We start from the raw sequence: 25,951 nt of genomic DNA, 5'->3' as shown, positions 1-25,951 counted from the left end.
GGCATTAGATCACCGCCCCTTTGTTATCCGTGTGTGGCTGTCAGTTCAGCGCGACCGGCAGGTTCCGGGGGCCGCGGAAGCCGAAGCCGTAGAAATTGACTGGCTCGCTGTCCGACAGGGTCATGTTGGGGAAGCGGTCGAACAGCATCGGCAGCATGATATTGGCTAACATGCGCCGGGCAATATGTGTGCCCTGACAGAAATGCGGCCCGTTGCCAAAGGCCTGATGCGGCTTGCGCTCGCGGAAGATGTTGAAGCTTTCGCCATCCTCGAAAATCTCTTCGTCGCGGCAGGCCGAGGCCTGAATGGTCATCACCGTATCGCCCTTGGGGATCAGGTGTCCGCGGATCTCGGTGTCCTCCAGCACAAGGCGCGAGCTGGCCTGAATCGGCGCAACCCAGCGCACCCCCTCCTCAAAGGCCTGGCCCCATAGCGCCTTGTCCTTTGCCTCGGACAGCTGTTCCGGATTGGTGAACAGCCCATAGAGGATGGTCAGCAGCGCATCGCGCGGTTCATTGATGCCGCCGCCGATGGCGATCTTGATGTTGGAGAAGATCTGGCTTTCGGGGATTGGATCCTCGGCATTCACCATCACCGACAGGGCGCTGGGGTTGGGATCGGCCTTGTGGCGCGGGATGGCAGCACGGAACAGCGCATCCATTTCATCGTTCGCCGCATCGCACTGGGCAAACAGCTCATCGGTGAAACCGAAGTTGCCGGCCCCGTCGATCAGGATCTGGCTCCAGCGCTGCATGTCATCGTCGCTGGCTTCGGGGATACCCAACAGGTGTTTCAGGCAGCGCGCCGCAAAGGGGCCCGCCAGCGCCGGGAACAGATCCACGGTTTCGCCGCGTGGCAGCCCCGCGACGAAATCCTCGGCAATCTTGGTATAGATACCCTCCCAGCAACCCTTGATATTGCGCCCGGTAAAGGTCGGCGCCATCGCCTCGCGCTCCCGCGCGTGTTCGGCGCCATCCTTGCGCATCAGCGTATGCGCCCTGAAGGCCCGCTGCATCGGCGTCTTGGGATCGTTGGAGCTGAAGATGCCTGGGTTGTCTTTGACGTATTTGGTGTCCTCGGCGCGGGTCAGCATGGTGCGGCCCAGCGATTTCACCCGGACTACGGGCGCCTCCCGGCGCAGGCGCTGGTAAATCGGATAAGGATCCAGGGTCAGGTCCCGGATCGTAATCGTCTCCTCCTGCGGTGCCTGTTGCAGCATCGAAACCGTCATCTTCTCCTCCCCGAGTGCGACGTGATCCGAACGAGCCTAAAAGCTCCAGCCAAAATGAGGCAATCCAATTTTGTTGATTTTGAACATGCATTTTTTCAATACAAGAGGTGTGCAAACGGGTTAGACTGCTAAAATGAAATCCAATCCCGATCCACTCAGCATTGATTTCGCTGCTTTGCGCACCCTGCGTCTAGTGCATGGCTACCGGTCGTTTTCCCGGGCGGCCGAGACGCTAAACATCAACCAGTCGACCGTTAGCTATACCATCGACCGACTGCGCCGCGCCTTTGGCGATCCGCTGTTCGTGCGCCAGGGCGGGCGCATGGTCTCGACCGAGCGCTGCGAGGAAATCGTCGCCACCTCCAGCCGGATGCTGGACGAGGTGCTGCAACTGGCCGAACCGCGCGCCTTTGACCCTGGCCAAGCAGAGGCCGAGATCACCATCTCCTGTAACTACTACGAACGCGCCACCATCCTGCCGCAACTGATGCGCAACCTGCGCCGCAGCGCGCCGGGGCTGCGCATTTCGATCCTGACCTCAACCGTGGAAGGCAAGCAACATCTTGACCGCGGCGAAAGCGATCTTCTGATCGGGCCGGTACGGATCGAGGGCAGCAATTATTTCCGCCGCACGTTGCTGAGCGAACATGCGGTCATGGTGATGGCCCGCGATGCCCCGCCGGACCGCATGCCGCGCTCCGAAGCGGAATTTCTGGCCGTGCCGCAAGTGGTCGTGAATTATGGTGATTCCTGGCGGTCCCGATTTCTGATGGAAATCGCGGCGGCGGGGAAATCGCTCAATCAGGTGATGTCGATTCCCAGCCCCGCCACCCTGCCGGAGTTGCTGGAAGGCACCGATATGATCGCCACGCTGCCATCGCGGCTGGCCGAACATTTCAAGGATAGGGTTCAGGCCGCGCCCTGCCCCTTTCCCGGCCAGTTCGAAATCGACCTGACCTGGACATCGCGCACCCATCATTCAGCGATGCACGTCTGGCTGCGCGACCAGATCGCCCGCGTCTGTTGACCCGCGTGACCTTGGGTCATCAGCGCATCCACAGACCTTCGGATTTGATGCGGTTGCGGATCGCCTGTTCACGCCGTGGCAGGTTCGCCTGATCAAACAGCGCACGCACCTTTTCGCCCCGCCCCTGATAGATCATCCGCTTCATCGGCTCGTAGGTTTTCAGCACCTTCTTGATCCAGTTCGGGGCCGATGCCTCGTGCAGGACCTTGATGACGTCATCGGTTTCGCGCGCGTAGAGCAGCGGAAACAGCCGATAATGGCAGCTGGTCTGCCCATCAAGATAGCCCGCAGGCAACGCATCGCGCCCACCACCAAAGGAATGGATCACCAAAGGCAGCGCGATCTGATCCAGCCAGGGATCCAGCGACTGGCCGACCAGTTCGACCGGCAGATCATCCCGGATCGAGGTGGCATATTCGGCAAAGCGCGCGCCAAACCGGCGCGGGCAAGCGCCGTAGAAGAACCCGGCGTTGAAATAAAGATAGCGCCGCCAGTATCCCTCGGGCTGCGACAGATCGAGGCTGCTTTCGAAATCGAGCCCGAAGCGGTCATAAAGTGCCCGCCAGATCCCGGTATAGCCCGGCCCATACAGCGTTGGCTTGGGCCAGGTCCCTTCGCATCGCAAAGAGGCCGAGGGGCGGCTGAAATCGAACGGCACCTCGGAGAGTTCACCGGTGATCAGCGTGTCGCTATCGAAAAACACGAATGGCTCGCCCTCGGGCAATGCCTGCAAGGCCTCGATCTTGTTGCCATAGGCATAGTTTTCCCCGAACAGCTGACTGTCAAAGGGCAGGATCTCTGCGCCAAGCCTTTTCAGCACCGACAGAACCTGCTGGCTGCGCAAAGACGGATCCTTTTTCCACAGCGGACCGGGCCGGGGCGTAGCCACGAACAGGCGGCCTGTGAACCCGGGCGAGGCATGGCGGAGCGAGGCCGCAAACAGGATCGCCTCGTATTGCAACCTGCCGTTCTGAGCGACGATTACGATGTTGAAGGGCGGCTGCTCTGCCATCTGAAACCTCTTTGCCCGCCTGCTCAAGATGGCTGTGCGGGGTGCATTTCTTCAGTATAATCCCATGCAGACAGGGTCAAAACTATTCTGCCCCGCCGGGCGTGCTGGCTCTGCAAGCTGTTGCAAAGGGGGCGTCTTCGCAATGCTCTGCTATGCTAAATGGCCCGTTTTGTTGAAGGTCCTCATGTTGAAGGCAAGAGTATGATGTTTACCCCCCTGTCCCGAAATCTGCTGGTTCCGCTGGCCTGTGCCCTGACACTGGGGACGCCCGCCCTGGCCGATCCGCCCTTTACCACCGCGGCAGAGGTCAAGCCGATCCTGGCAGCCACCCGCGCGAACTGGATCTCGGTCCGGGATTTCAATGGGCAGGATCTGGTCTATGTCACCCACCTGTGGTCCTGGCGCTGCGGGCTGGCACGGATCCGGCTATCAATCAACGATGGCGGCCCGGAAATCTGGCCTCTGCCGCCCTGCCATCTGGATCAGGCCGCCCCGAACGCCATTCATGAGGAAGACGGCCTGCCCTACCGCGCCTTTGCCCCAGACAGCGTCGAGACGATCACGATCGAGCTTACCTATGATGATATGACGGTCGAGACCCAGACCGTGAACCGGCAAGGGCAACCGGCCACCCCCTGAGCAGACGGCCCCTGGGCCAATGGCCCCGGATCAGGCCGACAGCAGGGTCACGCCGGGGATCTGTGCGATCTGTTCCAGATCTTCCTCATAGAGGTCTGACAGGGTGTCCATCAGATCCTCGGTCCAGCCCGGCAGATCGATTTCCTCTTCGATCGCCTCGTCGATGGCATATTTGCCCAGGAAGGCGGCGATCACCCGCTGTTTATGCGCCTCGGTCATGTCCCGGTGTTCATGCAGATAGGCGCGCAGCCGTTTCATGCCTTCGGTGGACATGATCGAGGACAGCAGATCCATACCTCCCGAAATCCGCTCTTCCGAATTAAAGCCCATCATCTGCCGCAGGATCTGCGCCCAGTTCAGCGGCATATCCTCGTAACACCAGACGGTTATCGGCACATCCGGCACCGCGGTACGCAGGCGCAGCAGCAGGTTCGACCAGCGCAGGGCCACCGGGTCGCTGCTTTGCAGAACCTGATCGACACGCTGCGGACTGGCATCCGCCAGAAGGGTCGGCAACAGGCTGCCGGGATCGCGCAGCCCCATATGGATTTCCAGCTGATCTTCCGGGAACAGCCGCGCAAGCGCCCCCATACGCATTTCCGCTTCAGGGTAGAAGTTATGCCCCTCAAGCGCCTGCCGCTGCGAGCCGAAGAAATGCGGGTTGGACAGGATCACCCGGTCTGCATGTTCCTGCTCCAGGATCGAATCCCAAAGGACCTCGCCAGAGTCCGGCGCCGGAGTTCCAGTCAGAAGCGCCCCCATGCAATCCTTCAGCAGGTAACGGTACTTGCCGGGACCGGGAATAGCGACACCGCGTTTCGCCGCCGCCTCCTTGTTGTTCAAAAGTGTCTTCAGCAACCGGTCTTCTTCGGTGCCATGTGCACCCACGTGGAGGATGACCTGCATGAAATCGGGGCCTTGCTTGTGCGATGATTTAACGGGTTAAAGGCTTACTCCGCCTGCGTTCAAAGGTCAAACGAGGTGCCCCTATGCTCTGTAGGCGCGCGCGGCCAGTGGCCTGCACAAACTTGACGCAGGAATTGCGCATTGCTTGCGTTTTCTATCTTGCAGGCTGCGCCCAATATCGCTAATTCCCCGGCAGCGCCCCTATAGCTCAGCTGGTAGAGCAACTGATTTGTAATCAGTAGGTCCGCGGTTCGAGTCCGTGTGGGGGCACCACTCCTTCATCTAAGATATTGTTTTACGTTAGCTTTTAGCCTGATCAAGGCGAGGCGTAGAACAAATTGGAGACCATTTCGCACAGCTATGTCTTCGTGAAGGAAGGTATCTACTACTTACCCCCGTATGCCGGTGGACCTCCGACAGCACTACTCTTCGGGAAAAATCTCCTACTCCCTGCTGACCAGGTCCCGCGTCATCGCTCTCTCCCGGGCAAACAGGGCTGCCTGCAAACTCCACGAATTCTGGTATCGCCTCCGCACTCAGGATGCGGAACTCCCAGGCAACCACTTTCTTCGGCATAGTCTGACCCCGCAAGCTCCTCTCTCGTCGGCAGACGCCTCTGTCACGTATGATGTTCTGACGCTGTCGGAGGCGATGTTGACGTATCTGCGTCTCAAAGGTCAGCCGTGAACGGATCGTTCTCCTTGTCGGCTCGGCAGCATGGGCATCGCAGAGGGGCTATGGGTGGACCGATCACGCGCTGTGCTCTCCCCTGTCCCGCACAGCATTCAGAGCAAAAACATCTCAGCGCCGGACCGCGATCAAATGGACACCCCATGCCGATCAGGCCGGTCTGAGCGCCGAGACACGCGGCAGCAGTCAATGAAGCATTCACAGCTTCGTTAGTTCAGCTTTACCCTTTGTTAGACGCGTCTGCGCAATATGGGATCAATCGCATTTGCCTCAAATAAGGAAATCTAAAAGTTGGCCGAAAATCAGATGCTGCATTCGCCTCAGGACAACACCTCTCAGGCTGCGCACGGCGCAGAGAAACTTGTAGAGCTCGCAAAATCCATGCCTCTGACCGATGGGGGCCGCAGGACCTCGCAGATGCTGTCCCAGGCCCTTGCGCTTGATCCCCGGAACCACGAGGCGCAGATTTTCCAGGAACGGCTGCACCAGATGTTCGTGCCGCGCTGGCATTTCCCGATGCTTGCGGATACGGCCCGCAACAGCGCCTATGCCAAGGCGATCGCAGCGAAGGTAAAACCGGGCGATGTGGTGCTGGACATCGGCTGCGGCGCCGGTCTGACGGCGATGCTAGCCGCGCGCGCCGGGGCGAAACACGTCTACACCTGCGAACAGCAGCCGCTGATCGCCGAGGCCGCAACTCGCGTCATCGCTGACAATGGTCTCTCTGACCGCATCACCGTGATCCCGAAATGGTCGCATGAGATCGTCATTGGTGAGGACATGCCAGAAGCGGCAGATGTGGTGATTTCGGAAATCGTCGACACGGTCCTTCTGGGCGAAGGCGCGCTGGCAACACTTACCCATGCGATGGGCGCTCTGGCCAAGCCTGAGGCGCGCGCCATCCCCGAACGCGGGACCCTGGTGGCGCAAGCCGTGGAAAGCGATCAGTTGCTTGATCTATGGCGCCCGCAACGGGCGGAAGGCTTTGATCTCAGTGCCTTTCACCACTTTGCCCGCGTTGCGCAGATCACCCCGAACGATTTCGCGGCCTGCAACCTGCGCCCGCTGGGGCCGACGACGGAGCTGTTCCACTTCGACTTCACTCGGCCCAGCCTCAAACCGGCCCGCACCACGGCGGATCTGACCTGCACGGAGGCAGGCACACTGCAGGCCGTGCTTGTCAGCTTCGAGATGGAGCTGGCTCCGGGAATCCAAGTGGACAACGGACTGGCCTCTGACGGCCATTGGGGCCGGACGGCCTATCTGCTGGATCAGCCCGCCAAGGCCTGGCCGGGGCTGCAGTTTGCCGTGACCGCCCAGCACGATTCCGCACAGCTGAGCCTGTCGGTCCATGAGGACGAGCTGCGCACAAAAGTAGCCGAACAGGCTGCCGTCTGGATGCACCCGGCCTGGAACCTGCGCCCCGCACCGCAGGCGGATGCCGCTCTTGCCGCCGATGGCGCCCCGATCTGGGGGCAGACCTCTCCCACAGGTATCGAGCATCAGGGCCCCTCTTTCCACTAGGCCCGCTTCTCACGAAGAATACCCTCCTGCAGCGCCGCGGCCCCCGCCCCGGCGCTGCATTCACTTGGACCGCATGTGTTTCGGAGCCAATGCCAGAGGCGCCATCCCCTTCTCACGACGGCCTCCCCGGCACAGGCTAGGAATATTTCACAGGCCAGGAATAATTTCCCACGACCTGCGCGGGTTGCAGGTAGCCTGTCCCGATTTCACCGGTTTGCGTTGTGTGGGCGCCCGTGCTGCCCTACACCTGTGGCAAGTCACGATTTCAGGGAGAGAGACATATGACCGATGCCCCCAGCTACGGCTTTGATACATTGCAAATTCATGCCGGTGCACGACCCGATCCGGCCACTGGCGCCCGCCAGACCCCGATTTACCAGACCACCTCTTACGTCTTTCGCGACGCGGACCATGCGGCCGCTTTGTTCAACCTGCAGGAAGTCGGCTATATCTATTCGCGCCTGACCAATCCAACGGTTGCGGTGCTGCAAGAACGTCTGGCCACGCTTGAAGGCGGCGTCGGCGCGGTCTGCTGCTCTTCCGGCCACGCGGCGCAAATCCTGGCCCTGTTCCCGCTGATGGCGCCGGGCTGCAACGTGGTTGCCTCAACCAGGCTTTATGGTGGAACCGTCACCCAGTTCAGCCAGACCATCAAACGCTTTGGCTGGTCGGCGACCTTTGTCGACACCGACGATCTGGACGCCGTGCGTGATGCCATTGATGAGAACACCCGCGCGGTGTTCTGCGAATCCATCGCCAACCCGGGCGGCTATGTCACCGACATCCGCGCCCTGGCCGATGTGACCGACGCCGCGGGGGTGCCGCTGATCGTCGACAACACCACCGCCACGCCATACCTGTGCAACCCGATTGCCCAGGGGGCCGCGCTGGTTGTGCATTCCACCACCAAATACCTCACCGGCAATGGCACCGTCACCGGCGGCGCAGTGATCGATTCCGGCAATTTCGACTGGTCCGCCTCGGACAAGTTCCCGTCCCTGTCGGCGCCGGAACCGGCCTATCACGGGTTGAAGTTCCACGAGACCTTCGGCTCGCTCGCCTTCACCTTCCACGGCATCGCCATCGGGCTGCGCGATCTGGGCATGACGATGAACCCGCAGGCGGCGCATTACACGCTGATGGGCATCGAAACCCTGTCCCTGCGCATGCAGCGCCATTGTGACAATGCCATCAAGGTTGCCAGCTGGCTGGAGCAGGATGATCGCGTTGATTACGTGACCTATGCCGGCCTGCCCTCTTCGCCCTATTACGAACGGGCGCTGGCCTGCTATCCCAAGGGCACCAGCGGCCTGTTTACCTTCGCAGTGAAAGGCGGCTACGAGGCCTGTATCAAGCTGGTCGATGCGTTGGATATCTTCAGCCATGTGGCCAATCTCGGCGACACCCGCTCGCTGATCATCCACTCGGCCTCGACCACCCACCGCCAGCTTACACCCGAGCAGCAGGAAGCGGCCGGTGCAGGCCCCAACGTAGTGCGCATTTCCATCGGCATCGAAGATCCCGATGATCTGATCGCTGATCTGGATCAGGCCCTGACCAAAGCCTGCGGTTGATCCCGCGCCGCAGTTTGCAAACACAACAAAGGCCGGGCAAATCGCCCGGCCTTTTCATGTCTGGCACGTACTTTGTCCGCTACCAATGTTATTCCAAACCCGGCACCCGCAGGTCGAAGACAACCGAGACGCTGTGTTCAAAACCAAGGCTTCCGGCCTCGACCAGCATCGACGATGAGCGGGCCATTTCCATCATCTTCATCGGACGCGGACCGCCACTGCCGCCATGTTCTGTGATCGAGCGTACCGGCCCAAGCTCCATCTCAGCCGCCTCGGCCAGTTGCCGCGCCTTGCGGATGGCATCGCGCACCGCATCGCCCCGGATCTGGTCAATGACCGCCGCGGAATCTGCAACGCCAAAGCTCAAGCCTCTGAAATTATTGGCTCCGGCGGCCAGTACCCGGTCCAGAACCGGTCCAAGATTGTCCAGCTCCCGCACCCGGACCGCCAGCGTATTGCTGGCAACAAACCCGGTGATCTCGCGCTGTTCCCGGCCATCAGACGCGCGCCGGGCACTCCAGACCGGATCAATCGAAATCGATTGGGTCTGCATGTCCTCTGCGGCAATGCCCGCCTCACGCAGCCCGGCAATCACCGCCGTCATGTCCTCCGACACCTGACGCATGGCTATAGCCGCCTCTTCCGCCTCGGCGGTGACGCCCAAAGTGATGGTGGCCCGGTCCGGCGCAACCTCGGTGTGTGCCTCTCCGGTGACCACGATCTGGCGCGGGCCCGCTGCCTCCGCCAGCACCGCCCCGTTGGAGCAGGTCCAGATCATCAATGATGCAAGTATCGCCTTCGTCTTCATCTCAGCGTCTCCTGTGTTGTGCCCCAAGATGGGAGCGTTTCCTTGCCACAGACAAGGGCTCTTCCCGTCTTTTCCTTTTCCTCGGCGAACTCCTGCTTTAAGGTCTGCCCGCAAGGCCAGACGGGCACTTAGCGGTCCGGGCACATGGAATTTGGATGGTTTGACCGCACTATGAAACCGGGGTTTGCTCTCTCTCTGTCTTCGGAAGGCATTGCCTTTCTGCGCCGCGCCGCCGGCGGCTGGCGCAATATTGGCAAGGTGCCGCTGAGCCACCCGGATCTGCCTCGGGCGTTGGCCGATCTGCGCACAGCCGGGGAGGCGCTGGCGGAGGGCGGCTCCACCTGTTGCAAGGTGGTGATTCCGAACGATCAGATCCGCTATCTGACCGTTGAAACCGGTACTGCCGACGCTCCCACCCGGCGCGAGATGGCGAAAAAGGCGCTGGAAGGCGCCACGCCCTACGCTGTGGCGGATCTGTCCTTTGATATCTCCGAAGACGGGCCGCTGACCCATGTGGCAGCCGTCGCCCGCGAAACCCTGGAAGAGGCCGAAGGCTTCGCGCTGGAACACGGGTTCATCCCGGCCAGTTTCGTGGCCGTACCCGGCGATATGGATTTTCTCGGGGAGCCGTTCTTTGGCGCCTCCACCGCGATCGGAGACGCCCCGATTGAGCCGGATGGCATCGCGGTTGTCGACATCGGGCCGGTCATTCCACGGGCGCCCAAAGCCGCCGAAAAGAGCGCGCCGCAGGCCAAGAAGATTGGCGAGCCTGCCGGAAAAGAAACCGAGGCCCCCGCCGAGGCGACCCCAGTTCTCGCCGACGAAGCAGCGCCTGCAGCAGGCGCGCCGGATGAATCTAAGGAACCGGCCCCGGAGACTGTTGAGGAAAATCCAGCCACAAAACCGGGTGTCCCTGACCAAGGCGCCGACAAAGACGCTGTTTCCGTTGCTGATACGCAGGCGGAAACGCCCGATGATGGCAAGACCGAGGCCCAGCCTCTACGCCCCGAGGACAAGACTGCCGGGGATAAGTCCCCGCAGATCGAAATCTCTGCGAAGGCTGGCGCCGAGGGCGCAGCAGAGGAAGACCCCGGCGAAGATCAGGGACCGGCCATGGGTTTCAGCACCCGGCGCCGGAAGGCCGACAGCGGCGCTGCGGCCCCTGCCCTCGCTGGCGCCACCCGCGCAGCACCGACGCCGGTGGCCGATCACAAGATCACCGCTCAGAAAGGGGGTCAGGGACCGCAGAAAACCGGTGCCCCCGAGGGGCCTGCCGCTCCGGTCTCTAAGAAACAGCCCGACTCTGCCAGCGCGGCGCCTGCAACCCCGATCACGCCACCGCCAGGCCAGCCGCAAAGCGGCAAAGGCGAGAGCGCAGTTCCGGGTTTGCTGGCCCGCCTGTTGGGACAGAAAGCCGGATCCGGAAAACCGGCACCAAGCCGCACCCCGGCAAAACCGCGCAACATGGGACTGGTCCTGACGGTTCTCTTGGTGGTTTTCATGGTGACCGTCGCCGCGCTCGCCTATGTGTCCCCGGGCGGATTGTTTGGCCGGTTCTCGGATCAGCCCGCTGCCGAGGATCCCCCCCTGCGGGGCAGCACGCCGGAACCGGCGGCGGAACCAGAGGCACCGCAGCCAGGCGATGCAACTCCGGCAGAAACCACAGTGCCAGAGATCCCGGACGAAGCACCTTCTGTGCCGCTGGCCTCCGCGGAGCCTGCTGAAACCACACCGGCAGATCTAATGACGGCAGACACCGAAGACCGGCCCATTGCGCCGCAGGTCAGCGCCCTGCCGGACCAGCCGGACCCAGGTGTGACCTTCCTTTCCGACACCGAGGACACCCCCGGTACCGCAGACGCGCAGGATCAAGCCGATATCGAGACCGCACGGCTTGACCCCGAAGCCATCGCCGATGGTGTGCTGGATGACACCGAAACCGAAACAGAGCCTGAACCTCTGAGCGCCGAAGACCGCGCCTTGGAGCAGGCCGCGCAATATGCCGCCACCGGCATCTGGCAGGCGGTGCCCGAAATCGCGCAGGTCCCGGCGGTGGTGGATCTGGACGGTATCTATGTGGCCTCGATCGACGATACCGACCTGTCGCAGGACGCCGTCGCCCTGCCAGCGCAACCGGATGCGAGCACCGATGACGCCCCGGATGTCGTCAGCTCTCCCGCCGCCGCAGGCAGTGCCATCGCGCTGGATCGGCGCGGGCTCGTCGAAGCCACGCCCGAAGGCACCGTGAACCCCGACGGCGTGATGGTTTTCCTGGGCCGCCCGCCGGTCGTGCCACCGCCTACACCGGAACGTATCGACCCCGCCGTGGCCGAGGCGGCAGCAGCCGCAGAGGCCGAAGCGGCCCGGCTTGAAGCCCTGTCACAACTGCGCCCGCGTGCCCGGCCTGCCGACCTCACCGAACAGGTGGAACGGGCGCAACTGGGCGGGCGCAGCCGCGCCGAGCTGGCCAGCCTGCGCCCGCGCATCCGCCCGGCCTCGCTGAAGACCGAAGAACAGGAAAGCCAGCCTGCCACCGCACTGGCTGTTGCCACCTCTGTCACCCCGCGGGCGCGGCCGACGAATTTCTCCAATATCGTTGACCGGGCGCAGCGCAGCACCTCGGCAGTGGCCACCGCCGCAGCCGTGCCTGCCACCGTTACCCCGCGCCTGCCCAGCTCGGCCTCGGTGTCGCGGCAGGCCACCATCACCAATGCGATCAACCTGCGCCGCCTGAACCTGATCGGCGTATATGGCACCTCTGCCGACCGTCGCGCACTGGTGCGCCTGCCGAGTGGCCGCTATCGCAAGGTCCAAGTCGGCGACCGTTTGGATGGTGGCCGTGTCGTCGCCATCGGCGATGCCCGGCTGCAATACCAGAAAAGCGGCCGCAACCACACGCTGGAAATGCCCGAGTAATACTGGCCTGCAGCCGGTTCTTTCCGCCGTTCCTCCCTGCCCCCCACAAACTCCTCACGAAGGCATGCAAGAGCCAGTGTTGCGCTGACCACCTGGCATCATGTCCTCTACCGCACCTTCACATGCGCTCCCGACATGAGAAAACCGGCTCCCAAACAGGAGCCGGTCCAATCACTCTTTACACAATCAGACCAGACCGCGAGACCACCAAAGGCAGCCCCGGATCCGCGCCGGATTACTCGGCGGCCTGGATTTCTCCGTTGTTGATCTGCTCTTGCTCGATGGATTCGAACAGCGCCTTGAAGTTGCCCTCGCCAAAGCCATCGTCGCCCTTGCGCTGGATGAATTCGAAGAAGATCGGGCCGATTACGGTCTTGGAGAAGATCTGCAGCAGGATCTTGGTCTCACCGCCATCCACGACGCCTTCGCCGTCAATCAGGATACCGTGTTTTTTCATGCGCTCGATCGGCTCTTCGTGGCCCACGACGCGGTCATGGCTGAGGTCATAGTAGGTTTCCGGCGGGGCGGGCATAAAGTTGATGCCGCGCTCGGAAATCTCGTCGGTGGAGTCGTAGATATTCTCGGTGCCCACGGCGATGTGCTGGATGCCTTCGCCCTTGTACTTTTTCAGGTAGGCAACGATCTGTCCGGTTTCGCCACGATCCTCGTTGATCGGGATACGGATACGGCCGCAAGGCGAGGTCAGCGCACGGCTCAGAAGACCGGTGAATTTGCCTTCAATATCGAAAAAGCGGATTTCCTTGAAGTTGAACAACTCGCCGTAGAACTTGAACCACTTGTCCATGTTGCCCTTGTAGACATTGTGGGTCAGGTGATCGAGATAATAGAACCCCACGCCGCGCGGCTTGGATTGTTTCAGCCACTCGAATTCCTCGTTGTAGGGCGAGGTCTCATAGTACTGGTCGATGAAGTAGATAAGCGAGCCGCCGATGCCCTTGATCGCGGGCACATCCATGGTCTTGTCATCGCCTTCATAAGGCTCGGCGCCCTTGGCAACAGCGTGATCAAATGCCTTTTGCGCATCCACAACGCGCCAGCCCATCGAAGGGGCGCAGGGGCCGTGCTCTTCGACGAACTTCTCGGCAAAGCTGCCCTTTTCGGCGTTCAGGATATAGGTGATATCGCCCTGCTGCCACAGTTCGATCCCCGGTTTGGTCTTGTGGCGGCCCACCAGCTCGTAGCCCATCTTGGTGAAAAGGTCGCGCAGTTCCTGCGGCTCTGGACTGGCGAATTCGACGAATTCAAAACCATCGGTGCCTGCGGGGTTCTCTTCGCTGATGACGGATTTCGGGGCATTATGCGGGAACGGACCCATGGGTGCTCCTCCTGATTGCGCGTTTCAATTCTGCTATAAAGATAGCGCGTTCGATACGCAGTGTTTGCGCATTCATTGGCCTCCTGCTAGGATTTCATGCGCAATGACCGCATACTTTCCAGTCATTTTGGGAATACCACGCATATGCTCGATTCTACCGACACCCGCCTTCTGGCCGCGTTGCAGAAGAACGCCCACCTCACGGCACAGGAGCTGGGGGAGCTTTTGAACCTGTCACCCAGTCAGGCCGGACGGCGGCGGCAAAGGCTGGAGGCCGAAGGGTATATCCAGGGTTACGCGGCGCGGCTGGATGCGGCGAAACTGGGGCTGGCGGTGCAAGGATTTGTACAGGTGCATCTGGGCAGCCACGGCCCTGAACAATCGACCAGCTTTGCCCGGCTGGTCAGCACCCGCGCCGAAATCACTTCAGCCTGGACCATGACCGGCGAGGCCGACTACCTGCTGAGGGTCTATTGCCGCGACCTTGAGGCGCTGAACACGCTGATCCACGATGTTCTGCTGACACACCCAGCCGTTGCGCGGGTGCAAAGCCAGATCGTAATGGCGCAGTTAAAACGCGATGCGCCCCTGCCGACTTAACGATACGGGAAGATTCTCACGCTAAAGATGCATTGCGCATGCCTAAAGCTGGGAACACCTAATGTCATTTGTCGACCGCCGTATTGAAACCCGCCCGTCCAGCGGAGAAGCCCCGTTCAAATTGAACGAAGTGTTTTTCTCTCGCACCGATAAGCGCGGAGTTATTGAGGCCGGAAACTATATTTTCCGGCGGGTTGCCGATTACGATTGGCCTGAACTGATCGGCGCACCGCACAAGGTGATCCGCCACCCGGATATGCCACGTGGCGTGTTCAAGCTGTTCTGGGACACCATCAAGGCCGACAAAACCATCGGCGCCTATGTTAAGAACCTGGCCAAGGACGGCCTGTACTATTGGGTCTTCGCCGTCGTGGTGCCCCACAAGGATGGCTATCTCTCCGCCCGGATCAAGCCGACCAGCCCGGTCTTTGAGGAGGTGCAAACCATCTACGAGACGATGCGCCTGGCGGAAGAGCAGGAAGGCCTCTCCCCCGACGAAAGCGCCGAAATCATGATGGAATGGGTGCGCAGCAAAGGGTTTGAAGACTACGATCAATTCGCAGCCCATGCTCTGTGCGAGGAATTCAAGGCCCGCGATGCGGCCCTCGGGAACCCGGTGGACGAAACGCTGCTGGCGCTTGCCCGAATGCTCGACAACGCCCAGGTCCTGGTTGATCAGACCGAGGGTCTGGTCAAGGATTTCGACGCTATGCACACGATCCCTCACAATCTGCGGGTCATCGCATCGCGTATCGAACCGGCTGGCGGTCCAGTCACCGTCCTGTCCCAGAACTACGGTTCCATGTCGCGCGAGATGTCCGATTGGTTCGCCGCCCATGTGATGGGCGAAAACAGCACCTTTGCCACCATCAAATCCACCGTCAACACCAGCCTGATGGTGCAATGCATCACCCGCATGCTGCAGGAGTGCGACCAACAGCTGAGCATGGAACGCCGCGCCCTGGGCGAGATCGATATGGCGCATGAACGCGCCGTTCTGAAGCAGATCGTGATTGACCAGCTGGACCGCAAACGCGTCGGCCAGGAAGACGTCAACCGCGAAGCAGACAGAATCATGCACGCCTGCCAGGTCATGCACCGCCAGTTCCTTGGCCTCAGCTCGACCCGGGTGCTGTGCAAGATCGAAAGCGCGCGCCTCCCTGAGTCGGGCGAAACCTTGTCGGACATCATCGACCAGCTTGGCGTCTTCCAGCGCCGGATTTCCGAGCGGCTGGAGCGGATCGAGAAACTGTCCGGCGACATCCGCATCCACGAGAAATAACACCATGCCCGGGCCTGTCGCGGAACAGGCGCAATAGGCCCGGCCGACATCCCCAAGTCGCCCTAACCCGTTGCCAAGGCGGCTGTCGCTTGCCATACCTTCGGCATGGACGCGTTTCTCTACCAAGCCTCGATTTACATCGCCGCCGCCGTCATCGCGGTCCCCATCGCAGCGCGCTTGGGGCTCGGTTCGGTGCTGGGATATCTTGCAGCCGGCATCCTGATCGGACCAGTCTTCGGCTTTGTCGGCTCTGAAACCCAGGACCTGCAGCATTTTGCCGAATTTGGCGTCGTGATGATGCTGTTCCTGATCGGCCTGGAGCTTGAGCCGAGGGCACTCTGGGCCATGCGGCACAAGCTGTTGGGGCTTGGCGGTTTGCAAGTCCTGTTCAGTACCCTGGCCCTGATGGGCGCTGCCATGGCCGCCGGGGAGCCGTGGCAGGTGAGCCTTGCAATCGGCCTCGCGCTATCGCTTTCCTCAACCGCGATCGTGCTGCAGACCCTGTCAGAAAAGGGCCTGATGCAGACCGGCGGCGGGCGGGCCAGCTTCTCGGTGCTGCTGACGCAGGATATCGCCGTCATTCCGATCCTTGCTTTCCTACCGCTGCTGGCGACCACCGGTGGCCCGCAAATCGGCTCCGACGGGTCGATCCAGCGCGCCGCCGAGGCCGGTCACAACGGTGGGCATGGCTCGCTGTCTCTGGTCGAAGGCATGCCCGGCTGGGCCGTGACCCTGATCACCATTGCCGCTGTTGCCTTTATCATCCTGGCCGGGATCTATCTGACCCGACCGCTGTTCCGCTTTATTCATGCCTCCAACCTGCGGGAAATGTATACCGCGCTGGCGCTGCTGATCGTTGTCGGGATCTCCTTCCTGATGACGCTGGTCGGCCTGTCCCCTGCGCTTGGTGCCTTTCTGGCCGGTGTGGTTCTGGCCAACTCCGAGTTCCGGCACGAGCTGGAAAGCGACCTCAACCCTTTCAAAGGACTGCTTCTGGGGTTGTTCTTCATCACCGTCGGCGCCGGGATCAACTACCGCCTGTTCCTCGCCAGCCCCGGCGATCTGATCGGCCTCGCGCTGCTGGTGATCGTCGCCAAGGGGCTGGTGCTCTATTTCGTCGGCCGCGCCTTCGGCCTGCGCCGCCGGGCACATTGGCTGTTCACGCTGGGGCTGGCGCAGGCAGGTGAATTCGGCTTCGTGCTGCTTGCCTTTTCCCGGCAGCTCAACGTTATCCCGCCCGCCCTGTCGGAAAAACTGTTACTGATCATCGCCCTGTCGATGCTGATCACGCCGCTGCTGTTCATTGCCTATGACCTGTTGTCCAAACGGTTGGGCGAGGCGCGGGTGGAGCATGCCCCGGATGAAATCGACGAGGAAGGCCCCGTGATCATTGCCGGCATCGGCCGATTTGGCCAAATCGTCAACCGGCTGGTCCGCGCCAGCGGCTTCAAGACGGTGCTGCTCGACAACGACATGGAAGCCGTTCAACTGATGCGCCGTTTCGGCGTCAAAAGCTTTCTTGGCGATCCGACCCGGCCCGAGCTGCTGAAGGCCGCCGGCATTGCAAAGGCCAAGATCCTTGTGGTGGCACTGGATGATCCGGAGAACACCGTGAAACTGGTGGACTATGTGCGGCGCAACTACCCCGATATCCACATCATCGCCCGGGCCTATGACCGGCATCACGTTTTCGATCTGTATCAGGCCGGTGCCAATGACATCGTGCGGGAAATGTTCGATAGCTCCCTGCGTGCCGGGCGTTACGTGCTGGAGCGGATCGGCCTCAGCGAATATGAGGCCGCGCAGGCCGAACAGACCTTCTATGCCCATGACCGCCTGACCATCCGCGAACTGGCCAAGCACTGGGTCCCCGGCACTCCGGCCAGTGAAAACAAAGCCTATATCGCCCGTGCGCGCGAGCTGGAAAAGGATCTGGAGACGGCCCTATTGGAACTGGCCGAGCAGAAGGACCAAAAGTCCTCCTGATCGCGGCCAGATCGCCCGGCTGATGGACCATCAGCCGTCGGTAACGCCCGCCTCGGCAAAGGTTGCCATGCCGCTGTGGCAGGCGATTGCGCCCTTCAGGATCTGAATCGCCAGAGCCGCACCAGAGCCTTCGCCAAGGCGCAGTCCCAAGGTAAGCAGCGGCTCCTTGCCGAGCTTGTCCAGCAGCATCACATGCGCCGCCTCTGCACCCTTGTGACCCGCCACCGCGTGATCGAGCGCGCCCTCATGCGTTTTCAGCAGGCAGGCCGCTGCGGAACAGCAGATATAGCCATCCAGGATCACCGGAATGCGCAGCATCCGGGCCGCCGCGATGGCACCGGCCATGGCGGCAATCTCACGCCCGCCAAGACATGCCAGCGCATCCAGACCATCCTTGATCTGGGGGCCATGCAGGGCGACGCCCTCGGCCACCACCCGGCTCTTGTTGGCCAACCCGGCATCATCGACGCCGGTGCCACGCCCGGTCCAGTCGGCTGCAGCGCCGCCGAACAACGCGCAGGACAGGGCCGCCGCAGCGGTGGTGTTGCCGATGCCCATTTCGCCCACCACCAGCAGATCCGCCGTGGGGTCCACCGCCTCCCAACCCGCCTGCAAGGCGATGAGCAGCTCAGCCTCGCTCATCGCGGGGGCCTTGGTGAAATCCTGCGTTGGCCGGTCAAGGTCCAGCGCATGCACATCCATGCGCGCTCCGGCGAATTCGGCGAGCTGATTGATCGCCGCCCCGCCATGTTCGAAATTCAGGACCATCTGGGCGGTCACCTCGGCCGGAAAGGCAGACACACCCTGCCCCGTAACGCCGTGATTACCGGCAAAGACGATCACCTGCGGCGCGGTAATGGCTGGTCGGTCGCTGCCGCGCCAGCCCGCATACCAGATCGCAAGATCCTCCAGCCGACCCAGTGCCCCGGGTGGTTTGGTCAGCTGCCCATTGCGCGCCTCGGCGCCCTGCGTTGCGGAGGCATCTGCTGCCGGTGCCGCACCAAGCTGGGCACGAAAGTCATCAAGAGAAGATATCTGGGGCAGCATGGATCAGCCTCGTTGCATAGGGTTACGGTACGCGGGTAAAGCGATTGGGCACCTGTTTAACCGCTCGCCCCCCCGCTGCAAGTCCCGCAAGAGGCCCGCAAATGCGAAAAACCGACATCCGCGCAGCCGACATTCCCCTGGCGCTCGTTCTGCTGACCCGCCTGCCCCTGCCGCACCTGTCGGCAGAGACGTTCAAACGGCAATCGGCAGCGGCCTGGGCCTTTCCGCTGGCGGGCGTCACCGTCGCCTTGCCCGCCACGATTGCGGCCAGCCTGGCCCTCATGCTTGGCCTGCCACCGTTGGTTGCCGCAGGGCTGGCGCTGGCAGTGCAGATCCTGCTGACCGGCGCCATGCACGAAGATGGCCTAGCCGACACCGCCGATGGGCTGTGGGGCGGGTTCGAGCCTGAGCGTCGGTTGGAGATCATGAAGGACAGCCAGATCGGCACCTATGGGGTGCTGGCGCTGATCCTCGGGCTGGGGCTGCGCTGGGTGGCGATGGCCGCCCTTTTGGAGACCGCAGGCCCCTGGCCGCTGCTGGCGCTGGCCATGCTCAGCCGGGCTGCCATGCCGGTTCTGATGTACGCCCTGCCCCATGCGCGCGCCGATGGCCTGTCCCGCAGCGTCGGGCGCCCCCGCGCCCTGCCCGTTTTGCTGGGCGGGGTTCTGGCACTGGGTCTGGCGCTGCCGTTCATCGCCTTGTCGCAGCTCTTGGCCGTGGCCGTGATCATGGCGCTGGTCACGGCAGGTCTTGGCGCGCTGTCGCGGGCCAAGATCGGCGGTCAGACCGGCGATATTCTGGGCGCGACCCAGCAACTGTGCGAGCTTACGGGCCTGCTGGTTTTGCTGGCGCTCTGAGGAGTCACTCGACGCCGGTGGTCAGGATCTTCAGCTGTTCGCCGCAATGCTTGCAATGGACCGCGTCGATATCGTGCCGCGTCAGGCCACAGGTAGGACAGGTATAACGCACCTTCTGCGGCTGAAAGATCGCCTGCGCCAGCCGCACGAACAGCGCCACCCCCACCACCATGACAAAGACCGAAAACATCTTGCCCGCCGGAGAGGCCATGGTGATATCGCCAAACCCAGTGGTGGTCAGCGTCGCAACGGTGAAATAGAGCGCATCCACATAGGGCGACTGGGTCTGGGTCTCATCGATAAAGAAGATCAGCACCGCCATGGCGGTGGCAAAGATGAACACGAAGAGGTTGACCCCGGCCAGAAGCGCATCCTCGTTACGGCGGAAGAATTCGCTGTCGCGGCGCAGGTCGCGGAGCAGATGGTAGGAATGGATAAGCCGCAGCGCCCGCAGGATCCGCAAAAAAGCCAGGCTGCCGGAGAACAACGGATCCAGCAGCAGGGTCACGATCACCGTCACATCGGCCAGCGTATAGATCTGCCACAGGAAGGCCTTGCGGTTACGGGCGATCCACAGCCGCGCCGCCAGGTCCAGCCCGATGATAACGCCGAGCAGCTGGCTGATCGCGATCAACATCGGGCCATGATCGACATGCGCCGTGGCAATGAAGAACAGGATCGACAGCGCATCAAAGATAATGATGCCATAGCGGAACCGCACCGCACCGGGCGAGGCGCCCTCGTAAAGGGTGTTGATGCGTTTCTTCAGGTTCTGCATGCCCGCTGTGCCCCTGCTCTGCCCCAATCCTGGCTCAACAGAACATCCGGAAAAACAAAGGGCCGCGCAACCCGGCGCGGCCCTTTGTTTTTGCATGTGTCTTTCGGTGTCCGGCTGTTTCCGGCAGCCTCAGGCCGCGGCAGCGCGTGAGGTCAGAACCTCATCCACCTGTTTGGCAGCCGAGATTTCGTCACCATCGGCAACGGCAGCCACTTCGCGGGTCAGACGCTCCAGCGCCGCCTCGTACAGCTGACGCTCGGAATAGCTTTGCTCGCGCTGATCGTCGGTGCGGTGCAGGTCGCGGACCACTTCGGCGATGGCGATCAGATCGCCGGAGTTGATCTTCTGTTCGTATTCCTGCGCGCGGCGGGACCACATGGCCCGCTTGACCTTGGCCTTACCCTTGAGGGTCTTCATGGCCTGGTTGATCACATCGGGAGAGCTGAGCGAGCGCATGCCCACTTCGACCGCCTTGTTGGTCGGCACCCGCAGGGTCATCTTGTCCTTTTCAAAGGTGATTACGAAAAGCTCCAGCGCAAAGCCGGCCACTTCCTGCTCCTCGATCGAGATGATCTGGCCGACACCATGCGCCGGGTAAACCACATACTCATTGGGGCGGAATTCGAGCTTCTTCGATTTTGTCATACAGGTCTTTCCTCGCAATAAGCCGGATGCATGTTCCGGCACGACAACGACAAAGAGTGGTCACCGGCTCACTTACAGTGATCCGCGCGCCACGCGATAGTCGCAGAAAATCTGCCCGTAATGCATGAATGGGCATTCAAACAGTCGGGCAACATCTCGTGTTCTGTTCATCTCAGAGACAGATCATACCACAAAATCGGGGTATTCGGAAGGCACCCTTACAACGCCGGGCAAACACCTGCGTGTTATGGGCGATTCGGACCTAATCTATGCGTTTCACACGCTGCCACACCCAAATGAGGCAAAAACCCGCGAATCGCGTGAAAACCAGAGGAACAACTGGCAGAGCTCAGCTGCTCAGCCGCCCTCGCCAGGAGCTTCGGAGAAGTATTTCTCCATCTTGCCCTCTTCGCCGTCGCGGTCTTCTGCGCCGGGCATCGGGTCTTTCTTGGAGACGATCACCGGCCACATCTCGGAATACTTGCGGTTGAACTCAACCCATTTGTCCATGTCCGGCTCAGTATCCGGGCGGATCGCGTCGGCGGGGCATTCTGGTTCACAGACACCGCAGTCAATGCATTCATCCGGGTGGATGACTAGCGTGTTCTCGCCTTCGTAGAAACAGTCTACAGGGCAGACCTCAACACAATCGGTGTATTTGCAGGCGATGCAGTTTTCCGTAACGACATAGGTCATAGTGCCAGGTCCCGTTTTCTGTTTGGCGTCTAGCTAATCCAGAGCGGCGCCATCTTCAAGATGTCAATGGATGTCGCCCCTGCGGGTAAGATCAAGCGCCCTGCGAGATTTCTTATCAGGGCGGCCCTTTCCCTCAAAGCGCGGATTGGCCGGAACGCTTTCCTGTTTTTCGGTCATGTCGAAATACAAGGTTTGTGCTTCAGGTGCCGGTCCGCGCCTTTCGCCGATGGCTTCGACACGGACAACCCGAATCTGCCGCCCCTGCGGAAAGGTCAGAACGTCACCCGGGGTGACGTTCTGAGCCGGTTTCGAGATCTTGTCGGCATTCAGGCGGACGTGACCGGCGCTGACCTGTTTCGCGGCCAGACTGCGGGTTTTGAAAAACCGCGCATGCCACAGCCATTTATCGATACGGATCTTTGCCGCGCCCTCCTGCATGGCCGGATCAGTCGCCCTGTTTGAGCCCCATCAGCGCCGCAGCGAAGGGGTTGTCGGGATCGATCTTCTTTTCCTTCTTCGGCGGGCGGGCCGAATAGGTCTTGCCGCCCTGCTGCTGAGGACGTCCGCCTTTCTTGCCACCGGGTTTGCCGCCACCGGCGCCGCCTTTGGCACCGCGGGGTTTGCCCTTGCCGCCACCGGCATTGCCACGGGCGTCCTGGCCTTGCTGGCCACGGCGTTGACCGCGGTTGCCGCCCTGACGGGCACGACCGCCCCAAGTGAAAGTATAGAAGACCTCGACTTCAGGCGCCTCGACAGAGGTATCTGCCGCTTCGCCCACCGGGGTTTCATTCTCGGCGACCTCAGGCACGGGTTCTTCCGCTGCAGCATCCGAACCGGTTTCAGCAATCGGCGCCACACCTTCGTCGGCAATGGCGGCGGCTTCAGGCACCACATCTGCGGCAGGCGCAGCGCCCTCACCCGCAGGCGCAGCGGCCGGGGTGTTTTCCGCGTCCGCCGCAGCATCCATGACAGGCTGGCCTGCCGCGGGCGTGCCGGTTTCAGCGACAACTGCATCCGCCGGTTTGACCTTTTCGCGTTCGCCCTTTTCGGCGCGATAGCCAAGGCCCTGCATCAGGTCCGCGAATTGCTCCAGCGTCATGCCGGTGATCGACAGCATGTCGGGCTTGGCTTCGAAACCACCGCGGCTGTCTTCGGCGCGCAGCATGTCGGCCAGCCGTTCCAGCATGTCGATGCGGATCATCCGCTCACCCGCTTCGCGGTAGCCGGACATTGTGTCATATCCCTGCGGTGCGTCTTTCAGCGCGGGAACGGTCACCAGACCCGGTGGCGGTGCCTCGGGGAAATCCTGCAGCCCGTTTGCCAGCGACCACAGCACCAGACGCAGACGCGTCGGCGCCGGTTTCAACAGCAGCGGCATGAAGATGGTGAACTGACCGAACCGCACACCGTGCTTGCGCAGCGCGCCACGGGCGTCCTGGTCCAGATCCTTGACCTCCTGCGCGACGGTGTGGCGGGGCAGCAGGCCCAGCGCCTCGACCATGCGAAAGGCGAAACCACGGGCCAGCCCGTTCAGTTCCTCGTCCTTTTGCAGGTTCAGCAGCGGTTCAAACAGCGACTGGACCTTGCGGGAGATGAAATGCTGCAGGCGGCGTTCGACCTTTTGCGCAACCTCGGTCCCGGCTGCATCGTCTACAAAGACCTGCACGCCAGGGGTCAGCGGATCGGCACCGGCGACCAATTTGCCGATGGCGCTATCGCCCCACATGAGGCCACCCTGTTCGGTATAATCAATTTCGGTATCGGGCGCATTGTAGAACCGGTCTGCCCGCAGATGAAAATGCGGAGCGAGCGCCTGCAAAGACGCGGATTTCAACGCCTTCGCTTCAGCACCTTCTGCGCCCTTGTCAGGCGAGAACCGGAACCCTTCGAGCCGTCCGACGAATTCGCCTTCGACGGTCACTTCACCCTTGTCATTCACTTCGGCCAAAAGGGCCTCCTTCTGCTTGAGCCGGCGCAAGAGCACGGATGTGCGCCGGTCCACAAATTTTTCAGTCAGACGTTCGTGCAATGCGTCCGACAACCTGTCTTCTACAGCGCGAGTCTCATTCCGCCAATGGATTTCGTCACGCAGCCAGCCTTTCCTTTGTGCCACATAGGTCCATGTGCGGATAAATGCCAACCGTTTGGACAAGGCATCGATATTTCCGTCCGTCCGGTCGATCCGCTTGATCTGTCGGGCCAGCCAATCGTCGGGCACGACGCCGCCGCCATGCAGGTGATTGAAGATCCCCCGCAATAGCGACGCATGTTCGGCATGGCTTATACCACGGAAATCGGGAATCCGGCAGACATCCCACAACAGCCGCACGGACGGCGCATTGGTGGTCCGGGCCAGAATATCGGGATCCTGCGACAATGCTTTCAGCGCGCCAAGGTCATCAGCCTCGCGCGCCTTCATCAGGAATTCATCCTGCGGTGCCGCCTCTAGCGAGCGGATCAGCGCCTCGACAGTACCGAATTGCAGCGCGGAGGAGCGCCAGTTCAGCTTTTTCAGCGGCGTGAAACGGTGCTCCATGATCGCCTGCGCCGTGCCTTCATCCAGAGGGCGGGCATCGCCGGTCACCCCGAAGGAACCGTGGCTCATGCCGCGCCCGGCGCGGCCTGCGATCTGGGCCAGCTCGTTTGCTGCCAGCGGCCGCATGCGGCGGCCATCGAATTTTGATGTCGAGGCAAAGGCGACATGGTCGATATCAAGGTTCAACCCCATGCCGATCGCATCGGTGGCCACCAGATAGTCGACCTCTCCATTCTGATAGAGCGCCACCTGCGCGTTACGGGTGCGCGGGCTGAGCGCCCCCATCACCACCGCGGCGCCCCCCTTCTGGCGGCGGATCAGCTCGGCGATTGCATAAACGTTATCGACCGAGAAGCCGACAATAGCGGTGCGCGGCGGCATCCGGCTGATTTTCTTCGATCCGGCATAGACCAGATCGGACATCCGTTCGCGGCGCACGAACTCCACCCCCGGCACCAGCGCCTGAATCGGCCCGCGCATGGTGTCGGCGCCCAGAAACAGCGTCTCATGGGTGCCCCGCGCCCGCAGCAGCCGGTCGGTAAAGACATGGCCTCGTTCCGGATCGGCGCAAAGCTGGATTTCGTCGATGGCGAGGAAGTCACAGCCCATCCCCTCTGGCATCGCCTCAACGGTGCAAATCCAGTATTGCGCGCGCGGCGGCACGATCCGCTCTTCACCGGTCAGCAGCGCCACCACCGATGGGCCGCGCGCCGCGACGATCTTGTCATAGACCTCGCGCGCAAGCAGCCGCAGCGGGAATCCCATGATCCCCGTCCGATACCCCAGCATCCTGTCGATTGCGTAATGGGTTTTGCCGGTGTTGGTCGGTCCCAGGACCGCCGTCACCCGTGATGCGTTTGCCATAGCACCGCCCCTGCCCCGGTCGGGGCCTAGAGTTCCTTGCCCTCGACCAAGGGCGCCAATCGGTCGAGCGCCTTGGTTACTTCCTGATGCGTCGGATGTATAGCCTTGGCGCGCAAATAGGCGGCATAGGCATTCTGGGGGTCGCGGAACTGTTCAAAGATGGTGCCCAGCGCGTAGATCGCGTCGTAATTATTGGGGTTCAGCGCCAGGGCATGCTCCAGATCCGCCACCGAGGGACCATAAAGGCCGATGACGAAATAGGCGCGCGCCCGCTCATACCAGCCACGCGCAAATCCCGGCGCGTGATCGGTCAGCGCGGTCAGATGCTCGATTGCCTCTTGCGTGTCGCCCCGCTCCAGCGCCCGGACGCCGCGCGTCAGCAGCAGATCCATCGCAGGCGAGCCGCTTTTGCGCCACAGCGCCTGCAGCTCACGATCGATGGCAGCGGCATCGGTGGGATCCGCCACCGACAGCTCTGCCAGTAGCGCCGCCTCATCCGGGGCACCGGTTCCGACCTGTGCCAGAACCGCCGAAGGCAGGGAAAACGTGACTGTCAGCACCGTTGCCGCCACGATAGCTTTGAGGTTCGGAACATTTGAAACCATGATGACCCTCAGTGTAACCCCGTGCATCGCATTTTCCAGTGCCGTAGACGAAAGCTTCACATAAAAGTGCGATGCCCCTGCAAATGAGCGAGGAAGACCCGATGAGCGACACCCTGACACAAGCCGCCGCAGCCCTGAATGAAAAACTAGATGCCGCCGGTTTTGACGGCAGCGCCAAGTTCCAGATCGAAGACATGGGCGCGATCGTGCTGGACAGCGACGGTGCACGGATCAGCGACGAAGAAACCGATGTCACCATGTCCGCCGATGCCGAAACCTTTGAGGCGATCCTGTCCGGTGAACTTAACCCCACCAGCGCCTTCATGACCGGCAAGCTGAGCGTTGACGGCGACATGGGCACTGCGATGAAACTGGCCTCGGCCCTCGCCTGA

General features: G+C 61.8%; 23 protein-coding genes and 1 tRNA gene. 12 read left to right on the top strand and 12 right to left on the bottom strand.

Features of this window, described 5'->3' with window-relative positions; all coding sequences use genetic code 11:
- Nucleotides 1-40 precede the first annotated feature (40 nt).
- The gene (locus SM763_RS11235) at nt 41-1,231 is read right to left on the bottom strand and encodes a cytochrome P450 (protein WP_368998589.1); all 1,191 of its coding nucleotides are present in this window, start codon (nt 1,229-1,231) and stop codon (nt 41-43) included.
- 133 nt (nt 1,232-1,364) lie between these two features.
- Here SM763_RS11235 and SM763_RS11230 point away from each other — a divergent pair, with 133 nt between their 5' ends.
- Nucleotides 1,365-2,258, top strand: a complete 894-nt coding sequence (locus SM763_RS11230; protein ID WP_274830069.1) for a LysR family transcriptional regulator — start codon at nt 1,365-1,367, stop codon at nt 2,256-2,258.
- 19 nt (nt 2,259-2,277) lie between these two features.
- On the opposite strand, the gene SM763_RS11225 is transcribed toward SM763_RS11230, so the two are convergent.
- Complete coding sequence (locus tag SM763_RS11225; RefSeq protein WP_368998588.1) at nt 2,278-3,270, bottom strand: GT-B fold glycosyltransferase domain-containing protein; 993 nt, start codon at nt 3,268-3,270, stop codon at nt 2,278-2,280.
- A 201-nt stretch (nt 3,271-3,471) separates the two neighbouring features.
- Between SM763_RS11225 and SM763_RS11220 the strand changes: the two genes are divergently transcribed.
- The gene (locus tag SM763_RS11220; RefSeq protein WP_368998587.1) at nt 3,472-3,909 is read left to right on the top strand and encodes a hypothetical protein; all 438 of its coding nucleotides are present in this window, start codon (nt 3,472-3,474) and stop codon (nt 3,907-3,909) included.
- Nucleotides 3,910-3,939: 30 nt separating this feature from the next.
- Here the strand turns inward: SM763_RS11220 and SM763_RS11215 are convergent, their stop codons facing one another.
- Nucleotides 3,940-4,815, bottom strand: a complete 876-nt coding sequence (locus tag SM763_RS11215) for a hypothetical protein (RefSeq protein WP_368948322.1) — start codon at nt 4,813-4,815, stop codon at nt 3,940-3,942.
- A 197-nt stretch (nt 4,816-5,012) separates the two neighbouring features.
- On the opposite strand from SM763_RS11215, the gene SM763_RS11210 reads away from it, so the two are divergent.
- From SM763_RS11210 to SM763_RS11195, 4 genes are all read left to right on the top strand, one after another.
- Nucleotides 5,013-5,088, top strand: a tRNA-Thr gene (locus SM763_RS11210).
- A 126-nt stretch (nt 5,089-5,214) separates the two neighbouring features.
- Complete coding sequence (locus SM763_RS11205; RefSeq protein ID WP_368998586.1) at nt 5,215-5,502, top strand: DUF6538 domain-containing protein; 288 nt, start codon at nt 5,215-5,217, stop codon at nt 5,500-5,502.
- A 309-nt stretch (nt 5,503-5,811) separates the two neighbouring features.
- The gene (locus tag SM763_RS11200) at nt 5,812-7,029 is read left to right on the top strand and encodes a class I SAM-dependent methyltransferase (protein ID WP_368998615.1); all 1,218 of its coding nucleotides are present in this window, start codon (nt 5,812-5,814) and stop codon (nt 7,027-7,029) included.
- A gap of 281 nt (nt 7,030-7,310) precedes the next feature.
- On the top strand, nt 7,311-8,603 hold the full coding sequence (locus SM763_RS11195; protein WP_368998585.1) for an O-acetylhomoserine aminocarboxypropyltransferase/cysteine synthase family protein: 1,293 nt from the start codon (nt 7,311-7,313) through the stop codon (nt 8,601-8,603).
- Nucleotides 8,604-8,691: 88 nt separating this feature from the next.
- On the opposite strand, the gene SM763_RS11190 is transcribed toward SM763_RS11195, so the two are convergent.
- The gene (locus SM763_RS11190; RefSeq protein ID WP_368998584.1) at nt 8,692-9,411 is read right to left on the bottom strand and encodes an SIMPL domain-containing protein; all 720 of its coding nucleotides are present in this window, start codon (nt 9,409-9,411) and stop codon (nt 8,692-8,694) included.
- 144 nt (nt 9,412-9,555) lie between these two features.
- Here SM763_RS11190 and SM763_RS11185 point away from each other — a divergent pair, with 144 nt between their 5' ends.
- Nucleotides 9,556-12,327, top strand: coding sequence for a hypothetical protein (locus SM763_RS11185; RefSeq protein WP_368998583.1), 2,772 nt, complete (start codon nt 9,556-9,558; stop codon nt 12,325-12,327).
- A gap of 235 nt (nt 12,328-12,562) precedes the next feature.
- On the opposite strand, the gene hppD is transcribed toward SM763_RS11185, so the two are convergent.
- Nucleotides 12,563-13,663 (bottom strand): 4-hydroxyphenylpyruvate dioxygenase, encoded by a 1,101-nt coding sequence (gene hppD, locus SM763_RS11180; protein WP_274830076.1) that lies wholly within the window; start codon nt 13,661-13,663, stop codon nt 12,563-12,565.
- Between the two features lie 144 nt (nt 13,664-13,807).
- On the opposite strand from hppD, the gene SM763_RS11175 reads away from it, so the two are divergent.
- The 3 genes from SM763_RS11175 (at nt 13,808) to SM763_RS11165 (ending at nt 17,531) form a co-directional block, all read left to right on the top strand.
- Nucleotides 13,808-14,263, top strand: coding sequence for an Lrp/AsnC family transcriptional regulator (locus tag SM763_RS11175; protein WP_274839704.1), 456 nt, complete (start codon nt 13,808-13,810; stop codon nt 14,261-14,263).
- Nucleotides 14,264-14,324: 61 nt separating this feature from the next.
- Nucleotides 14,325-15,545, top strand: a complete 1,221-nt coding sequence (locus SM763_RS11170) for a PAS domain-containing protein (protein ID WP_368998582.1) — start codon at nt 14,325-14,327, stop codon at nt 15,543-15,545.
- Between the two features lie 105 nt (nt 15,546-15,650).
- Nucleotides 15,651-17,531, top strand: a complete 1,881-nt coding sequence (locus tag SM763_RS11165) for a monovalent cation:proton antiporter-2 (CPA2) family protein (protein WP_368998581.1) — start codon at nt 15,651-15,653, stop codon at nt 17,529-17,531.
- A 30-nt stretch (nt 17,532-17,561) separates the two neighbouring features.
- Here the strand turns inward: SM763_RS11165 and cobT are convergent, their stop codons facing one another.
- Nucleotides 17,562-18,578: a nicotinate-nucleotide--dimethylbenzimidazole phosphoribosyltransferase gene (gene cobT, locus SM763_RS11160; protein ID WP_368998580.1), complete on the bottom strand. Its 1,017-nt coding sequence runs from the start codon at nt 18,576-18,578 to the stop codon at nt 17,562-17,564.
- A 101-nt stretch (nt 18,579-18,679) separates the two neighbouring features.
- Between cobT and cobS the strand changes: the two genes are divergently transcribed.
- On the top strand, nt 18,680-19,435 hold the full coding sequence (cobS, locus tag SM763_RS11155) for an adenosylcobinamide-GDP ribazoletransferase (RefSeq protein WP_368998579.1): 756 nt from the start codon (nt 18,680-18,682) through the stop codon (nt 19,433-19,435).
- Nucleotides 19,436-19,439: 4 nt separating this feature from the next.
- On the opposite strand, the gene SM763_RS11150 is transcribed toward cobS, so the two are convergent.
- From SM763_RS11150 to SM763_RS11125, 6 genes are all read right to left on the bottom strand, one after another.
- Nucleotides 19,440-20,213 carry an ion channel gene (locus SM763_RS11150; RefSeq protein WP_274830080.1) on the bottom strand — a complete coding sequence of 258 codons (774 nt, stop codon included), beginning with the start codon at nt 20,211-20,213 and terminating at the stop codon, nt 19,440-19,442.
- 129 nt (nt 20,214-20,342) lie between these two features.
- Entirely contained in the window at nt 20,343-20,858 is a 516-nt protein-coding gene (locus SM763_RS11145; protein WP_065272981.1) for a CarD family transcriptional regulator, read from the bottom strand.
- Between the two features lie 357 nt (nt 20,859-21,215).
- A complete protein-coding gene (fdxA, locus tag SM763_RS11140; RefSeq protein WP_065272980.1) occupies nt 21,216-21,554 on the bottom strand; it encodes a ferredoxin FdxA in 339 nt (112 codons plus the stop codon).
- 63 nt (nt 21,555-21,617) lie between these two features.
- A complete protein-coding gene (locus tag SM763_RS11135; protein ID WP_065272979.1) occupies nt 21,618-21,992 on the bottom strand; it encodes an RNA-binding S4 domain-containing protein in 375 nt (124 codons plus the stop codon).
- A 7-nt stretch (nt 21,993-21,999) separates the two neighbouring features.
- Entirely contained in the window at nt 22,000-24,954 is a 2,955-nt protein-coding gene (locus tag SM763_RS11130; RefSeq protein ID WP_368998578.1) for a helicase-related protein, read from the bottom strand.
- A gap of 26 nt (nt 24,955-24,980) precedes the next feature.
- Complete coding sequence (locus SM763_RS11125) at nt 24,981-25,559, bottom strand: tetratricopeptide repeat protein (RefSeq protein ID WP_368998577.1); 579 nt, start codon at nt 25,557-25,559, stop codon at nt 24,981-24,983.
- Nucleotides 25,560-25,660: 101 nt separating this feature from the next.
- Between SM763_RS11125 and SM763_RS11120 the strand changes: the two genes are divergently transcribed.
- Entirely contained in the window at nt 25,661-25,951 is a 291-nt protein-coding gene (locus SM763_RS11120) for an SCP2 sterol-binding domain-containing protein (protein WP_065273775.1), read from the top strand.

Source organism: Pseudophaeobacter sp. C1-32P7, from assembly GCF_041008775.1.
Classification (GTDB): Bacteria; Pseudomonadota; Alphaproteobacteria; order Rhodobacterales; family Rhodobacteraceae; genus Phycobacter; species Phycobacter gallaeciensis_A.
This window is presented reverse-complemented; position numbering and strand designations above follow the sequence as displayed.

What these genes read in the sequence shown, in the direction of transcription:
- SM763_RS11235 (WP_368998589.1), bottom strand. Translation starts at nt 1,231, where the DNA reads ATGACGGTTTCGATGCTGCAACAGGCACCGCAGGAGGAGACGATTACG.
- SM763_RS11230 (WP_274830069.1), top strand. Translation starts at nt 1,365, where the DNA reads ATGAAATCCAATCCCGATCCACTCAGCATTGATTTCGCTGCTTTGCGC.
- SM763_RS11225 (WP_368998588.1), bottom strand. Translation starts at nt 3,270, where the DNA reads ATGGCAGAGCAGCCGCCCTTCAACATCGTAATCGTCGCTCAGAACGGC.
- SM763_RS11220 (WP_368998587.1), top strand. Translation starts at nt 3,472, where the DNA reads ATGATGTTTACCCCCCTGTCCCGAAATCTGCTGGTTCCGCTGGCCTGT.
- SM763_RS11215 (WP_368948322.1), bottom strand. Translation starts at nt 4,815, where the DNA reads ATGCAGGTCATCCTCCACGTGGGTGCACATGGCACCGAAGAAGACCGG.
- SM763_RS11205 (WP_368998586.1), top strand. Translation starts at nt 5,215, where the DNA reads ATGCCGGTGGACCTCCGACAGCACTACTCTTCGGGAAAAATCTCCTAC.
- SM763_RS11200 (WP_368998615.1), top strand. Translation starts at nt 5,812, where the DNA reads ATGCTGCATTCGCCTCAGGACAACACCTCTCAGGCTGCGCACGGCGCA.
- SM763_RS11195 (WP_368998585.1), top strand. Translation starts at nt 7,311, where the DNA reads ATGACCGATGCCCCCAGCTACGGCTTTGATACATTGCAAATTCATGCC.
- SM763_RS11190 (WP_368998584.1), bottom strand. Translation starts at nt 9,411, where the DNA reads ATGAAGACGAAGGCGATACTTGCATCATTGATGATCTGGACCTGCTCC.
- SM763_RS11185 (WP_368998583.1), top strand. Translation starts at nt 9,556, where the DNA reads ATGGAATTTGGATGGTTTGACCGCACTATGAAACCGGGGTTTGCTCTC.
- hppD (WP_274830076.1), bottom strand. Translation starts at nt 13,663, where the DNA reads ATGGGTCCGTTCCCGCATAATGCCCCGAAATCCGTCATCAGCGAAGAG.
- SM763_RS11175 (WP_274839704.1), top strand. Translation starts at nt 13,808, where the DNA reads ATGCTCGATTCTACCGACACCCGCCTTCTGGCCGCGTTGCAGAAGAAC.
- SM763_RS11170 (WP_368998582.1), top strand. Translation starts at nt 14,325, where the DNA reads ATGTCATTTGTCGACCGCCGTATTGAAACCCGCCCGTCCAGCGGAGAA.
- SM763_RS11165 (WP_368998581.1), top strand. Translation starts at nt 15,651, where the DNA reads ATGGACGCGTTTCTCTACCAAGCCTCGATTTACATCGCCGCCGCCGTC.
- cobT (WP_368998580.1), bottom strand. Translation starts at nt 18,578, where the DNA reads ATGCTGCCCCAGATATCTTCTCTTGATGACTTTCGTGCCCAGCTTGGT.
- cobS (WP_368998579.1), top strand. Translation starts at nt 18,680, where the DNA reads ATGCGAAAAACCGACATCCGCGCAGCCGACATTCCCCTGGCGCTCGTT.
- SM763_RS11150 (WP_274830080.1), bottom strand. Translation starts at nt 20,213, where the DNA reads ATGCAGAACCTGAAGAAACGCATCAACACCCTTTACGAGGGCGCCTCG.
- SM763_RS11145 (WP_065272981.1), bottom strand. Translation starts at nt 20,858, where the DNA reads ATGACAAAATCGAAGAAGCTCGAATTCCGCCCCAATGAGTATGTGGTT.
- fdxA (WP_065272980.1), bottom strand. Translation starts at nt 21,554, where the DNA reads ATGACCTATGTCGTTACGGAAAACTGCATCGCCTGCAAATACACCGAT.
- SM763_RS11135 (WP_065272979.1), bottom strand. Translation starts at nt 21,992, where the DNA reads ATGCAGGAGGGCGCGGCAAAGATCCGTATCGATAAATGGCTGTGGCAT.
- SM763_RS11130 (WP_368998578.1), bottom strand. Translation starts at nt 24,954, where the DNA reads ATGGCAAACGCATCACGGGTGACGGCGGTCCTGGGACCGACCAACACC.
- SM763_RS11125 (WP_368998577.1), bottom strand. Translation starts at nt 25,559, where the DNA reads ATGGTTTCAAATGTTCCGAACCTCAAAGCTATCGTGGCGGCAACGGTG.
- SM763_RS11120 (WP_065273775.1), top strand. Translation starts at nt 25,661, where the DNA reads ATGAGCGACACCCTGACACAAGCCGCCGCAGCCCTGAATGAAAAACTA.